This is a genomic window from Paenibacillus sp. FSL L8-0708 (assembly GCF_038009325.1).
Taxonomy (GTDB): Bacteria; Bacillota; Bacilli; order Paenibacillales; family Paenibacillaceae; genus Paenibacillus_AQ; species Paenibacillus_AQ odorifer.
Genome location: NZ_JBBPBC010000001.1, coordinates 219,174 through 233,510, shown reverse-complemented (window position 1 = coordinate 233,510; position 14,337 = coordinate 219,174). Strand labels below are relative to the sequence as shown.

11 protein-coding genes are annotated in these 14,337 nt (G+C 44.0%); 6 read left to right on the top strand and 5 right to left on the bottom strand.

Annotated features, from left to right (window positions below; genetic code table 11):
* Window positions 1-19: 19 nt before the first annotated feature.
* Window positions 20-361, bottom strand: a complete 342-nt coding sequence (locus tag NYE58_RS01135) for a nitrous oxide-stimulated promoter family protein (RefSeq protein ID WP_076275903.1) — start codon at window positions 359-361, stop codon at window positions 20-22.
* A 204-nt stretch (window positions 362-565) separates the two neighbouring features.
* On the opposite strand from NYE58_RS01135, the gene NYE58_RS01130 reads away from it, so the two are divergent.
* From NYE58_RS01130 to NYE58_RS01120, 3 genes are all read left to right on the top strand, one after another.
* Window positions 566-1,048: an RNA polymerase sigma factor gene (locus NYE58_RS01130; protein WP_036687188.1), complete on the top strand. Its 483-nt coding sequence runs from the start codon at window positions 566-568 to the stop codon at window positions 1,046-1,048.
* Window positions 1,045-1,653: a zf-HC2 domain-containing protein gene (locus NYE58_RS01125; protein WP_341000917.1), complete on the top strand. Its 609-nt coding sequence runs from the start codon at window positions 1,045-1,047 to the stop codon at window positions 1,651-1,653. The genes NYE58_RS01130 and NYE58_RS01125 overlap by 4 nt, the downstream gene beginning before the upstream one ends.
* A gap of 215 nt (window positions 1,654-1,868) precedes the next feature.
* Window positions 1,869-4,250 carry a GH36-type glycosyl hydrolase domain-containing protein gene (locus NYE58_RS01120; protein ID WP_076275901.1) on the top strand — a complete coding sequence of 794 codons (2,382 nt, stop codon included), beginning with the start codon at window positions 1,869-1,871 and terminating at the stop codon, window positions 4,248-4,250.
* A 214-nt stretch (window positions 4,251-4,464) separates the two neighbouring features.
* Here NYE58_RS01120 and NYE58_RS01115 read toward each other — a convergent pair whose 3' ends face one another.
* Genes NYE58_RS01115 through NYE58_RS01105 form a run of 3 tightly spaced genes read right to left on the bottom strand, consistent with a single transcriptional unit; the run spans window position 4,465 to window position 9,136 of the window.
* On the bottom strand, window positions 4,465-7,050 hold the full coding sequence (locus NYE58_RS01115; RefSeq protein ID WP_341000916.1) for a metallophosphoesterase: 2,586 nt from the start codon (window positions 7,048-7,050) through the stop codon (window positions 4,465-4,467).
* A 3-nt stretch (window positions 7,051-7,053) separates the two neighbouring features.
* The gene (locus NYE58_RS01110) at window positions 7,054-8,319 is read right to left on the bottom strand and encodes a class I SAM-dependent methyltransferase (RefSeq protein ID WP_076219836.1); all 1,266 of its coding nucleotides are present in this window, start codon (window positions 8,317-8,319) and stop codon (window positions 7,054-7,056) included.
* Window positions 8,320-8,344: 25 nt separating this feature from the next.
* Window positions 8,345-9,136 (bottom strand): nucleotidyltransferase domain-containing protein, encoded by a 792-nt coding sequence (locus NYE58_RS01105; RefSeq protein ID WP_076192614.1) that lies wholly within the window; start codon window positions 9,134-9,136, stop codon window positions 8,345-8,347.
* A gap of 229 nt (window positions 9,137-9,365) precedes the next feature.
* Between NYE58_RS01105 and NYE58_RS01100 the strand changes: the two genes are divergently transcribed.
* From NYE58_RS01100 to NYE58_RS01090, 3 genes are all read left to right on the top strand, one after another.
* Complete coding sequence (locus NYE58_RS01100; protein ID WP_341000915.1) at window positions 9,366-10,679, top strand: helix-turn-helix transcriptional regulator; 1,314 nt, start codon at window positions 9,366-9,368, stop codon at window positions 10,677-10,679.
* A complete protein-coding gene (locus NYE58_RS01095) occupies window positions 10,666-11,463 on the top strand; it encodes a WYL domain-containing protein (protein ID WP_076192619.1) in 798 nt (265 codons plus the stop codon). Before NYE58_RS01100 ends, NYE58_RS01095 begins: the two co-directional genes overlap by 14 nt.
* A gap of 200 nt (window positions 11,464-11,663) precedes the next feature.
* Window positions 11,664-11,885 carry a helix-turn-helix domain-containing protein gene (locus NYE58_RS01090; RefSeq protein ID WP_076219837.1) on the top strand — a complete coding sequence of 74 codons (222 nt, stop codon included), beginning with the start codon at window positions 11,664-11,666 and terminating at the stop codon, window positions 11,883-11,885.
* A gap of 143 nt (window positions 11,886-12,028) precedes the next feature.
* On the opposite strand, the gene NYE58_RS01085 is transcribed toward NYE58_RS01090, so the two are convergent.
* A complete protein-coding gene (locus tag NYE58_RS01085; protein ID WP_076219838.1) occupies window positions 12,029-14,164 on the bottom strand; it encodes a pectate lyase family protein in 2,136 nt (711 codons plus the stop codon).
* Window positions 14,165-14,337 lie beyond the last annotated feature (173 nt).

Genomic DNA, 14,337 nt, shown 5'->3' with positions numbered 1-14,337 from the left:
AATGATGTCCGGTTTTTACTTATTTTCTCAATTTATTAGGTAGCGGAATATGCCTAATCGACTCAATGGGGTGATAGAGCAGCATCCACGGACCAGAAAAACGCATAACCCCTTTAATTCTTTGGCGATAATCCGGTTTGTAACAATGAACAGGACATTTGGCACAAGCTGGTTTCTCTTCACCAAACTTACAATAGGCTAACCTCTTCAGCGCATACTCGTTTAATTCCTGACATTCCTCACAAAAGCCTTTATGATGATGTTTTTTCTTACAATATATACGAATCATTTTGGTAACAAGCTCTTGTTCTTTTTGAATTTTAGGACCCTCATTTAACTGCCGGTTTACCTTTGTTATCATATATGAACCCCCTTGTAACTTGTACAATAAGATCTCATGTAATTATAAAGGGTAAACCAACTGTGAAACCAGCCTTAACGCTAAACCTCCTTAATTCCCTCACATACCGGGGTTGAAAGCGATTATTTTATAAATCAAATTTATTTAAAAAAACTTGTAACGTTTATAGCTTTTTACGGATATATAACTTGAGGAGGTGAATGGATGCAGGACAACGAGCAATTATACAGGGAATATTCAACCCAAGTATATAAATTCGTATTTAGCTTTTGTCATAATCACTTGCTGGCAGAAGAAATCACCCAAGAAACTTTTTATAGAGCTATAAAATCGATAGATAAATACGATGGGACCTGCAAAGTATACGTTTGGCTTTGTCAAATTGCTAAACATGTGTGGTATCAGGAGCTGGACAAGCAGCGCAAGCGGAAGTCTGAGGAATTAGAAGACGCTCCTTTGGCTAACGCAAATTCAACAGAATCCCAGTTCATTTTTGCTCAGGACAAAATGGATTTATTTAAACAACTTCATTTACTTGATCCAAACACCAAAGAAGTATTATATCTGCGTTTGACCGGAGAATTCAGTTTTCGGGAAATTGGCGAAATTCTTGGCAGAGATGAGACCTGGGCAAGAGTTACCTTTTACCGTGGAAAACAAAAATTAATGAAAGGAAGATCTTCATGAAATGCGAGATCATTCAGGATTTATTACCTTCCTATATTGAAAAGCTAACCTCTGTACATAGTAACGAAGAAATCGAAAAACACCTGCAATCCTGTGAAAGCTGCCTTCAATTCTATAATGAAATGACCGCCACAGCAAATCTAAGTGTGCCTATTATTGATAAAGAGGAAGTTAACAAACTCAATTATTTTAAAAAAGTGAAAAAAAAGAATATAAAAACTCTCATTTTTTCCGTCTTATCGGTACTCATACTGGCTACAGCCCTTATTGGACTTTTTGTTATCGGTTTCCCTGTATCCTCTAAAGATGTAGTTATAGATTATCAGAAGACAAAGGATCGTTTGGAAGTTCATCTAACTTTGGAAAATGGCAAGGACCTCGTGTTCTCAGGAAAAACCAAATTTATCCACGATGAGAATAATAATGTAATCGGTTCTGAAACTAGGTATACGCCTAGAGGTTTACTTCATAATCCCTTTGATGATGTAGGCAAAAAAGTTATGTTGGGGACGGAGATTCATACCGATCTAGATTTTCCAAACAAGTTTATTCTTGAATTCAAAGATAAAACTATGACGTTTGTTAATGGTGTTTTAGTGGAGTAGACATTGCCGCTAAAATAAATAAAGACACCTTTTTAGGTGTCTTTCGCTTTGCACCCTACTAAAAAAGTTAGCATTTTTGTTCGTTTTTTCGCTAAAATATAGGGTTATCGATTTACTGAAAGTATCTTATAATAAAATTACACATGGATATTTCACCTCTTTGTGAACGCGCGTTTATAGATCGGCCCATTAACCACTTAATAGGAGGAATGGTCATGCAATATGGTTATTTTGATGGAAAAAACAAGGAATATCTCATTACCAAGCCGAATACGCCTGCCCCTTGGGCGAATTACCTCGGCTCGCCGGAATACGGTGCGATCATCTCAGGTAACGCAGGCGGCTATAGCTTTGTAAAGTCTGGCGCAAATGGGCGGCATATCCGCTACCACTTCAACTCTAAGGACGAGCCCGGACGCTATATTTACGTGAGAGATTTGGAGAACGGGGATTATTGGTCCGGCTCTTGGCAGCCAGTGGGTAAAGATCTGGAGCAATATAAGTCGGTATGCCATCATGGAACCGGATACACGAGCATCGTCTCGGACTACGATAACATCCATACAGAATCATTATATTATGTACCACTGAACAAAACCTATGAGGTGTGGCGCATGAAGGTGCGCAATGATGGCTCCAAAGCACGCAAGCTGGCTCTCTTCGGATTTGTTGAATTAACCAACAATAACAACTATGAGCAGGATACCGTCAACCTTCAGTACACTCTGTTTATTTCACGGACCTACTATAAAAATAATATGATCCTTCAAGTCATCAATGAAAACACCCCCGAAGAACAAACCTGGAGATTCTTCGGGGCTGCAGGTGCAGAAGTTACCGCTTATGACGGTGACCGGGATACGTTCCTAGGCGATTACCGCAGTTATGGCAATCCGGCCTCTGTTGAGAACGGCCAATGCTCCAATTCATTAAACTACAATACTAACTCCTGCGGGGCCCTGCAGATTAACGTAGATTTACAGCCGGGAGAAGAGAAAGAAATCGTATTTCTACTGGGACAGTATGATGAGAAAGGCGCTTCCGAGATTCTCAGCCATTATAAGGACTTGTCCGTGGTAAATAAAGAACTCGAAGAGTTAAAAGCATTCTGGCACAGCAAGCTTAACCGCTTCCAGGTCCAGACACCAAGCGATAACCTGAACAACATGATCAACACTTGGAATGCATATCAATGCTTTATCACTTTCATCTGGTCACGTGCAGCCTCCTTCCAATACTCCGGTCTTCGTAATGGACTCGGATATCGGGATACCGTGCAGGATATTCAAGGCATCATTCATCTGGATCATGAGATGGCCCTTGAACGTCTAAGACTGATGATATCCGCCCAGGTTTCCAACGGCGGTGGACTTCCGTTGGTGAAATTTGACCACAACCCTGGACATGAGGGCACACCGGATGATCCAGAATACGTGCGGGAAACCGGTCACCCCCATTATCGGGCTGATGACGCTTTATGGCTGTTCCCCACCGTCATTAAATACTTGAATGAAAGTGGCAACTGGGATTTCACAGATGAAATAATCCCTTATTCGGATAAAGGCGAGGGCACAGTGTACGAGCATTTGCGCCAGGCACTTCAGTTCAGTCTGGATCGTATGGGCGCACACGGCATGCCGGTTGGGCTTCATGCCGACTGGAACGATTGCCTACGGCTTGGAGCCAAGGGTGAGTCGTTGTTCGTCGCATTCCAGCTGTATATGGCATTCAAGGTATTCATGGAAATCGCACAAAATAAGAACAAGCCTGAAGATATTCAATGGGCGCAGGGCCTGCTTGATGAGCTGGACGATAACATTCAAAGGCACGCTTGGGAGAACGATCAATTTGTCCGCGGATTTACCGAAGACAACTATACCATCGGCTCCTGGGAGAATGATGAAGCCAAGATCTGGCTCAATCCGCAAAGCTGGGCCGTATTAAGCGGTGCAGCCCGCCCGGATCAGGCGAAGCTCGCCATGGACAAAGTGTATGAGAATCTGCGGACCGATTACGGCACTATGTTATTCTACCCTCCGTTCCGTGAATACGGTTTGCCAGTAGCGTTGATGGCTCTTTTCAACGCCTCAACTAAGGAAAACGGCGGCATCTTCAGCCAGCCGCAGGGATGGCTCATTCTGGCGGAAACCATGATCGGCAACGGTGGGCGCGCGTTCGAATACTTCCTGAATTGCAGTCCGGCCAGCATGAACGATAAGGCTGAAATCCGTAAACTCGAGCCTTATGTACATGGCCAGTTTGTCGAGTCCAAGGACAGCCCATATCAAGGCCGGGCGCATGTCCACTGGCTGACCGGCACCGCTTCAACCGTGATGGTCTCCTTGGTGGAAGGCATTATGGGGGTTCAACCGCAATTTGATGGCCTTCGCCTCAACCCGTGTGTTCCTTCCGACTGGACAGACTTTTCCATGGTCCGGGAATTCCGTGGGAAGAAGCTGAACATCCAGGTGGAGAACAAGAAGGGTGTACAAAAAGGGGTTACCCATATCGTTATTAACGGTGAAGAAATTCAAGGCAACCTGATCCCGGTGGCCAAAATGGCGCCAGAAAACAACGTGCTCGTTATTATGGGTTAAGGCGTATTTATGAGGAATAGATAGGAGGACGGACCCGATAAGGTGCGTCCTCCTGTTTTTACAATTAGAACGAGGCTTGTACACTTGCCTTCCGGCTCTATGACCGCGATTGAGCTGGATTCAAATGACGAAAAAAAGACTGCCGGGACCTTCCCGACAGCCTGAACTCATTCTCATAATTGGCAAACCAAGTTTCTTCGCCTGTAACAATCCTCTACAACCTCGGGTCAATCTCTTTCTCTTTCGTTACCTCGAATAACAGGTTTGCTGCAATTTGCTTGTAGTCCTCGTTGTCAGACGAGATCTCATCCAGCTTCACTTCTAGCATTTGTCTGCCCAGCCGGTGTTCGATTAAGGACGTCCGAAGCTTAGGAGCGATATTCTTCTGTTTCATCAGCTTGGCATACTTATGTGGAAACTTGTAGTCGTACCCGTAGATGATCGACAGGTAGCCCGGATTGCGGACCTTCATGTATGGGACTACCCCCTGCTGTTCTTGCTCCGGTTTGATTACAATTCCCTCCATATGTTTCTCTACCGTTATCTTTGCGAAATACTCCTCTGCTCTGATGTAGGCATCAGGCTCTTTCAAGTCCAAAACCAGAGATTCATCATCATTTAAGAACCTGTATAATTCGGAGGTTTTACCGTCAGGTACCCGTTCAGCACCATTCTCCAGTACTTCCTTCAGGGTTGCAAAAGGTTTGTACGCTAATTCTGCATCACCCGCATACAACTCCAGTTGCTGCTTGTATACTCTGTAAGCTTCCTCACGCTGGTCAAGATCAACATACGATTCTCTTATGTCACGGACATACTTAAAAGTCTGGTAAACATGAGGCCCATAGTTGTTGTTAAGCGCCTCTTTCGACATATGGTGCTGGTCTTGTTCAAACCCGCTTGCTTCAAAATCCTGTATCAGTTTACCCAGTGACTCCTCAAATCCATTTTGTCTTAAGAAATCCAGCTCTGTCTCCAGCGCCCTGCTAATCGGCCGGAACTGACGCTCAATTAACCCATCCCCAAGCGCTTTCCAAGGCAGCAGCTCGCCATCCAGTAAAAGCACACGGATCCCCTGCTCAGCCATATAGGTTCCGAATCTATGCAGCAGTTGTTCGTAGATAGGCGTCAGATCGACCGCCTTAACCTTGTAGCCGTTCCGGCTAATTGCGTAACACTGCTCTATATCCCGGTAAAGGTACACACTACAGCGTGATCCCATATATTTAGGCTGCAGGACGACTTCAGATATACGACGCTCGGCAAAATAATCCAACCCTTTTCGCAGAGACTCAAGCTCACCGGCAGCCATATCCTTATCCGCAGGTGACATCGTCCCGGAGATGAAGTTGACCCGGTTCTGCGAGGAATACTGCAGTCTGCGCACAGACTCGTAATCAAGCTCTAACAAGGATACGGTTTGCTTTTCCCGGAACAGGATAGGTAGCTCTTCGTGCACCGTAGTCACACGCGATTTTTGACTTTTATAGAAAGGTTTAAACGACATGCGAACAGAAGTTAGTTCATTACCCTGCGCACTCCCTGTGTCGAGGTGGAGTTTGTTTTTGATCCGAAAAGTCTGCTTGGCTGCAATATGTCCGAAGAGATGAAAGGGGTGATTACTCACAGCCTCTTGCTTTAGGAAATCAAGCTGTTCCTCAAAGGAAACCTCACGATCCAGCCGAAAGTTACGCTGATGGCGTAGTGAATTCGTATCCAGCTTACCAATGTACTTATTACGGCAAGGAGCATGAGTAACATAAAAAGAAGGACCTTGCATACCTATATAGCGGTAAAAGGGCTGAGATTGCTCCACTAAAGCCGAAAATTTACTAAAAAGCGCGGTATCCTCCTTAAGCACTTGGGTGGAATCAAAGTACGTTCTTAGCAGTTCCGGATCGGTTCCTTGAATCTCACCCTTTACGTACTTGTATACAAAGTTCTCGTGATTGCCCATAACAAATAGGAAATGCTCGCGGTTATCAAATAAGAACTCAATCGTCTCCCGTGTCTTTTTGCCCTTATCAATCCAGTCACCAGCAAGAATGACTCGTGTGTTACTGAGCTTATCTGTTGCACTTAACTTACCTTCGTGCACCCTGTAGCCGTAATTACGTAATAGTCCCTGAAGCTCTTCGACGCACTCATGAACATCCCCAACCACAATATACTCTTGTGCTTGTAGAAGTACCGTAGATGCGTAAGTATCCCAATCCTGTATAATCACCCGGTAGTCCGGGTTAGGTATCCCTTCACCCTCGAGAATAAAATCTTTAGCACGCACTTTATGAATCTTGTTGTAACCTTCCCGTGACAGAACAGGCAGGACTTCTTTTCTCAGCCGGTTTAAATGATTGGAGATCAGCTTCTTCGAGCGCTCCGAGACGTAGTAATCCTCCCGTTTACGGTAATCAAACAGAATAACCTCCAGATTATAATTATTTTGCCCGGCGATCTCACGGACTTTACTACGGTAATCTTCGGATAGCCCAATGGTATCCATCACCACAAACTCCGAATTAATCGGAAAAGAAGTGACTAACTTCAATCTCTCAAACAATAATTGAAAGGTATGCGAACTCGCCTCCAGCATAACCTGATCATACTTATCATAGTCGTAGCCCAATATCTCCTGGCGGATACTATCCGAGGATAAATACTGCACATTCGTACGTAAACCTTTGGAGGCATCCTCTAGTTTTAACTGCGGGATCAGAACTTCTTTAGCAAAAGTTGATTTCCCGCATTCCGTTGCTCCTACAAGCAGAAATATGGTATGTACACGCGTTTGAATTTCCACTGTCTACTCCTCCTTTCTTCGCACAATAGCGCATTGCGTCGTACGGATCTCGCCAACCCGGTCACCAACCATCAAATATTCAACCTCGACTGCTAAACCTTGAACCGTATCCAAAACCCATTGCACGAACGCTTCCTGTCCCATTTCCCACTTGTGATCTTCATGCCGGAATCCTTCCAGCTCATAGTAACGATTGAAATCAGCATTTGGTGTCGTCACAATAAGCTGTTGAAAATTCACATTACCGATTATTTGCTGAATAAGCTCTGCCGCTTCACCCTCACTCATGTGCTCTACAACTTCTGTTAGAATCACATCAACCTGCTCCCCATTGTACGACTCCAGAAAATGGTCCAGTGAGCCAAAGGTTGCAATGTTATCAATGTCCTTAGCTTTCGCTTTCCGATTCACAACCTCCAGCAACGCCTCGGCTATATCTACCGCATAATAGGTGCTCTCTATTTTTCCGGCAAACGGAATTGCATAGAAACCTTCTCCGCAGCCGATGTCCAGAATCGGCTTATTGAATGGAAGCACACTCGAAATAAAAGTACGCCGCTGCATCGCAGTACCGCCATACTCCAGCCCAATAGAATACTGGTCTGTTTGTTCGATGGAGGCTTTATATCGCTTGAACCGTTCCTTAGAGGTAAGGAAATTCCTTGCAAATAGACTTCTTATATAAAAAGGTGCATCAATGACGTTAAGGCTGCGGATATATTTATCCAAAATAGCATCCGAAATATCTATGTACTCATCCCCAAATATGGATAAGAACAAGGACAGCACACCAACAACATGTAAGAGGTGATACAAGCTTTTATGTGTGGTAATCGTCAGCGAATAGCTCTTATGTGCCTGATGCTGCAAGGAGAAGGTATAGCCCTTTAAATGCTTTTGGAAAAATTCAACATAGTGTATCCGCTCAACCTGAACCATATTGATGAAAAAAGAATGCTCATATCCTTCCGCATCCCGTTCATCCTGGGCTTTGAAGGGTGTAGAGAAAAACTCATTGACCGCATTAAGCGGAAATAGAGGTGTGTTAAACCGGGAGACATTTAGATACTCAAAGCCCTCGCTTCCATTCTGCTTGTAGGATATATCGTTATCTGCGTCCTTAAAATAAACGTTATAAGTTGCCTCATCAGAATACCATCCATACGCCACTCCCTGACGAACCGGACGAAGCTGCATACCTGTCACTGGATTTTTTTTAATTAAAAAAGTGAATTTTGGATTCGTAGATTTCAGTTGTACAATAGCCACTACCATCTTCCTCCTATCAATCTTTCTATAGGGCCCGTCCCCATACTTCCTGTAAAGCTTCTCGAAATAGAGCATCCAGCTGATGATCCTTGTTGTTCTCCTTAGCATTCAAGGACGCCGCCACCTTATCCAACACTTGGAACTGTTCTTCTAAATAATCGTTAATCGCGGTTAGCTGCGGCTCGTAGTCTAGTTCCTCACCGGATTTTTTTCGTGCCAGCAATTGCTGAATCACCTGCCACAGCTCTTCATCCTGCGGAATAAGCCGCTCTACCAGTACATCGAACTCCATCGGCGGCATCTCTCCATATCGGTGAGTCCATTCACAGGCTAGAACGGGACGAAGTACATAAAAGTACTTTTTGATCTTGACCTGTTCGCCTTGCAAATAATCACGGTAGTTCCCTCTTGCCATGTTTAAGTAATGGTACATACAAGACTTCGGCGAAAACGTGTACGGGGAGATGCTTCTAAGCTTCTCTGCTGTACTGTACTTTTCTGCATATTGAATGGGTGATTGCAGCCACTCCAGCAGCGGTGGATTAGACTTCCGAAATAAATTCAGTGCTTTCCGCAAATCCCAGCCATTGATATCAAGCATATTGTTAATAGGACGCTCGATCACATCCCGCTTATCAAAAATAGATAGATACCATTCCGGTTTATGCAGATAAATAAATCTCACATCATAATCGCTGTCCTGCGATGGGAATCCCCACGCCCGGCTGCCTGATTCGCAGGCATACAATATTGTAACTTGCTCCTCCTGTTCAATCTGTTCCAGCTGCTCACGGATAAGCTTGTTTATAGGATCCATCTTCATCCCTCCAGATCGGTTACTTCCCTATTCTCTACCCTTGTTACTATTCGAACGCCTCATCAGAATTGCTTTGGCTTCATGGATCTATCTTCGCTCATCTTCCCTGTAACGAACAGGGCGGAAGTATGGCGGCGGCCAAAAACACTTCCATTTTATTCAACTCTGGTGCTTAATATAATGAGTACTACTATTTCTTATGGATTCGCTACAGGCTGGAGGGATACAAATGGCCCGGGAAAGTTTTGACAAGGAGATTCAATTTCTTCGCATGCTCTCTTTAGCGGGGGGAGCTTACAGCAGACAACAATTCGCCGATCGTCTCGGCATTTCTGTACATACCTATGACAAAACGCTGCGCAACCTGAAGGGCATGGTAACCGTCTTACAACAGGATCTGCCTACAGAACAAGGAACAGAACTCTCTGAGTGGCTCCGCTATAACTACTATGAATCTGCCGACCCGCTGCTCCTGTTCTTGTTCCGGGCGAAGTCGCTTAAGGAAACGGAGAGCATCCGGCTTACTCTACTATTAACTGCGCTCCAGACTCAGGAGCTAACGGCTAAAGATCTACAGGATGTCTGCAGTGAGCAAATGCCAACCGATTATCCAATGCCCGATGAGAAAACCATCCGTGGAGATCTGAAATACCTTGAGGAAGTTGGCGTTATTCTTCGTGTAAACGAAGGTCGGCCTTATCGATACAAGGCTGCTAACGATCTGATTGATCAATTATCCGGCGATCAGCTCTTGGATCTTTACGACTATGTTGATGTCATCGCCAACACGCAGACTCCGTCTGTACAAGGTTACCTGCTGCGCGACACCTTAAAAAAGGTCCTGCGGAAGCGGGGTTATACCCTCGAAGCTACGGAAACCCATAGATACAAATATAATTATCATTCACGTATTCTTGATGAGGCACACCTATATACGATATTTGCAGCCATTCAGCAGCGAAAAAAAATCAAGTTTCTATATCTATCCCCTAAAAAGGGCAAAAACTACGCCTCTCAGAATACCAATCCTCTCTTTGAGCGGGAAACAAGGGGCGTCACAGAAACTGTTCTTCCGCTCCGCGTCATCTATGACCATCAATATGGGCGCTGGTATTTAATCGGACATAATTCACGTATGGGCATCATGAAATTCCGAATGGAGGGCCTTACTCAAATTGAGGAGGGCGACACTGTGGAAGAAGCAGAGTTTGCTCAGAAACTCAGCAATCTGGAAGAACAGATGACAACCAGCTGGGTTATAGATACCACCCGTGCAATTAAAGTGGTGGCGAGATTATATAACCCCAATCGCCCAGGTGTTAATTTTATTCGGGAGCGGGTTGAAGCGCAGGGACAGTGGGGAGAAATTACGGAAGAGTCCGATTCTACATTCCTTTATGAGATCATAGTGAATGGTATTTATGAAATTAAGCCGTGGTTACGAAGCTTTGGCTCGAGCTGCGAGGTATTAGAACCCCCTTGGCTGCGTAAGCAATTTATCGCGGAGTGGAAGGAGATTCACAGCTATTATGAATCCATTTGAGAAAATATTTAACTTCCAAATCATTTCACGCCTCGACGAAGTGGGTTCATTAGCGCTGACCTCCCAGGAACGTTCCTGGCTGAAAACCATGTTAATGCACCCGGCCTCAGAAGCAGCTTTTACACTGGATACCTTAAGTAAATTGAACGCCATATTGGAGGCAGAAGCGTCCACAGAAGTGCGGCAAATTATTATGGAGAAAGCTAAAAGCAAAGAGCGGCAGGTCTATCATCCAATGCTTCGTACACTCCGCCGTATAATCATGCAGAATCAAGCGATCCTTATTACTTTCCATATTAAGCATGGAGGCCAACGAACTGACCAAGCCGGGTTCCCTCACAAGCTGGAATACAACATGTATAAGCGGGAGTGGTATCTGCAATGGTACAGCACCCGGCAACGTTCTCTTATGTCCACTAAACTAAAAAACATTATTTCTGTTGAAGTAGCTCCCTTCCCTGCCAAACGGATTAATGATTTAAAAGCAAGGATAATGCGATTATTAGAGGATCAGAAGGAATGTGCATGTATTCAAGTCATCCCCACCTTTAATGCTGAGCTATCACGAATTCTGTACGCCTTTTCCTGTTTTGATAAATCCGTGTCCTTTGATGAAAATTCGGGTATCTATCGAATCAAAGTCATCTACATGAGAGACGATAGCGAATTCCTATTGTCCAAAATCCGTTTTCTTGGCCTCCGCGTAAAAATCGTCGAGGGTGAGCATCTTAAGCGGCGCATGCTGAAATCCGCAGCTATGGCGATTGACCGGTATGGGGAATAACCGAGAATTAGTATAAGCTGGTCAACTATCCTGAAGTGTTGAAACGTGCTTATATAGTAAAGTAAAAGACACGGTTAAGATGTCTTTTACTTTACTTACAGCAGCTTTCTTAAAAACTGAGAGGTTTATTCTCATGAAAAGAAAATCCGTCTTATGCATATAGTCAAGATGAAAACTCAGAGTTAGTGAGGGGATTAGAAGTGGGAAAGAGAGTTATAGTAAAAATATCAGAATTGACCAAAAAACATAAGATTTCCCTACGACAATTGTCCAGAATATCCGATGTCCGACATGCCGCATTAAGTGAGTTAGCTAATGGAAAAAGGGAGAATATTAACTTTAGTCATATAGGCAAAATTGCAGAAGCTTTAAATATTGAGGATATTCGTGAGATTATTGATTTGGTTGATGATAAAGATTAATCAAATCAACACAAAATTAATAGTTTTTGAATCGACAATAACTCAAGTAATAAGATCATAAGAAAAAGCAAAGAAAAGCGACCCCTACAGGTCGCTTTTCTGCGTTTCTGATACTCCATATTAAAGTAGAGGCAGCCATTCCCCTATTCCAGCTTCATATAGTATAGATTCGCCGTACTATCTTTTGTAATGGTATGTGCACCTGCGGCTAGAGAGACAGTGGCAATGCCATTGGTTATAGGATAACTTGTTCCATCCACTTTGATTTTCGATCCCTCTGTGTTGAACACTAGGGTTAGCGTTGAAGCTTTAGCAGCAGTGAATTGAATGCTGGTAACACTCTCGATTTTTAGACATTGGGTTAGGGTTAAACCCTGATAGGCCACAGTTCCCTTACTTGTTGAGAGATTGCCTTGAATATTGAAGAAGCTGCTTGTTGTTCCATCCGTAGTAAAGTTGTGAACGGTTGCTCCCGCTGTCGGCACTGGCGTTGTCGTCGGTGCTGGAGTCGCTGTTGGAGCTGGGGTCGCTGTTGGCACAGGAGTTACTGTTGGCGTAGGTGTTACTGATGGAGTCGGAGTCGGGTTCGTTGGGTTTGAATTCCCCCCTACAGAGACAAGTCCCGTTGTGTAGCTTCTGATTGCAGACATCAGCGCTGTATTCAACGCATACGAAACGTCATCCACTGAATCATTAAATTCCCATGTGAAGTCTCCGCCATTCAGACGTCCGGCTTTTGCCATAACAATCTGTTCAACATTGCTTACGTTATCAATATTAGATACGTTCACTCCTGTATTTACGCTCGTGTCGAAGTTGTTATAGGCTGTTCCGCCTTTTAATGCTTTGTATGAGCTTGGGACGGTTTCATTTCTTGACGAAGCTAAGTAAGCATCAAATGAGGTAACATTAGCAGGAGCTGTCCCTGTGTTTGAATTCGCATAGATGAGACTTGAAGCCTCTACAATAAGATTGTTATAGGCTTTAATCACACCTCCATTTTCGCCTGAGAATGTGCCCTCCCCTAAAGCATCTGTACCTTGTAAAGAGATCATCATTGGAAACTTAGCATGTCTAAAATAATTAGATTCTACAAAAGCTGAAGCACCTGTAGTAACACCCACACCGTATTTGGAGATACCATCGAAAAAGTTGTTATAGATATGGACGGATGCCACTCTAATCCGCGGATGACGGGAGTCCGAATGGTCAAACCAGTTGTGGTGGAAGGTAACAAAAAATTCAGCCGGCTCACTCAAACCAACTAGCGAAGATTTTCCGGAATCCCAGTAATGGTTGTAAGAGATTGTAATATAGTTGGATCCATTTTTAAGGTCTGTGGAACCGTCGCCCTTGGCTTGGTCTGCATCGCCTCCAGCAGCTCCATAAAAAATATCATTATTATGCACCCAGACATTCATATTGCCAGAATCCATTGAAATGCCATCGTCGGGGAATAACATTACACCCAGGTTTCTTACTTCCACATTACCTACATATCTTAGAAGCATTCCCCAACCGTATGCGTAAGCATCATTTCCGATACCTTCAATAGTAATATTCATTTCCGAATAATTGTTTTTACCTTTGACTTCAAGATACCCACTGCTGTTAAGCTGTCCACTCAGATCAGCAGCTGTAACTTTTCCGATAATTCGAATCGCAAGTGGAGTGGTATCATAGCCTTTTTGTCTCAGTGCCAAAATACCGCCCAGGCCAACCCCTGTTTGTACAGCGCCGGAGCTGTTGATTTTCACACCAAGGGTTATGGTTTGCGCAGTCTGAGATGTTATATAAAGCACTTGAGCACCATTCTTGAGGGTTCCATTCTCATTATAAGCCCCTGATCCTGTACCATATTGCGAACTAGTCGAAAAAGCAAATCCTGAGCGGTCATATGACGTTACGGATAGTGGATTTGAAACCGCACTTACCGTCCCACCCCCTGACAAAGTAGCTTCAACTTTCATCACATAATTTCCGGCTGCAAGCCCTACAGCATCTGCTCTCCAGTAGGAAGGATATTTGCGGATTAACTCATTATTAATTTGTTGATACCCAGAATCCGCTGCACTTGCCAATTTAACATAAACGTTATACCCTGTCGCATTGCTTACAGGTGACCATTCCACGTATGCCGTTTCATTCCAGCCTCCACTGCCTGTTACCGCAAGACCAGCAGCATGCACCACCGTATTTGTCCATCCACCTACTATTAAAGAAAGAGCAAGAGAAAACAACACAACAATACTGGTTACCTTTGCAACTCTTTTTTTCATTTTATTTCCTCCCTATTTTAATTTGTTGCAGATATCCTTGTAACCGCTTGCAAAAGAATGAAGTTTCTCTTTTCACCTCCTAAATATTTAGAAAGAGATCCTGCATCTAACCCCTGTATCCCTTCGAAAATAATACAAATTCTGGAACCATAACACGTTCAACATATCAAAAC

Excerpts from the sequence above, each read along its gene's own strand:
- NYE58_RS01125 (WP_341000917.1), top strand. The coding sequence starts at position 1,045 with ATGAAATGCGAGATCATTCAGGATTTATTACCTTCCTATATTGAAAAG.
- NYE58_RS01130 (WP_036687188.1), top strand. The coding sequence starts at position 566 with ATGCAGGACAACGAGCAATTATACAGGGAATATTCAACCCAAGTATAT.
- NYE58_RS01120 (WP_076275901.1), top strand. The coding sequence starts at position 1,869 with ATGCAATATGGTTATTTTGATGGAAAAAACAAGGAATATCTCATTACC.
- NYE58_RS01135 (WP_076275903.1), bottom strand. The coding sequence starts at position 361 with ATGATAACAAAGGTAAACCGGCAGTTAAATGAGGGTCCTAAAATTCAA.
- NYE58_RS01100 (WP_341000915.1), top strand. The coding sequence starts at position 9,366 with ATGGCCCGGGAAAGTTTTGACAAGGAGATTCAATTTCTTCGCATGCTC.
- NYE58_RS01105 (WP_076192614.1), bottom strand. The coding sequence starts at position 9,136 with ATGGATCCTATAAACAAGCTTATCCGTGAGCAGCTGGAACAGATTGAA.
- NYE58_RS01085 (WP_076219838.1), bottom strand. The coding sequence starts at position 14,164 with ATGAAAAAAAGAGTTGCAAAGGTAACCAGTATTGTTGTGTTGTTTTCT.
- NYE58_RS01095 (WP_076192619.1), top strand. The coding sequence starts at position 10,666 with ATGAATCCATTTGAGAAAATATTTAACTTCCAAATCATTTCACGCCTC.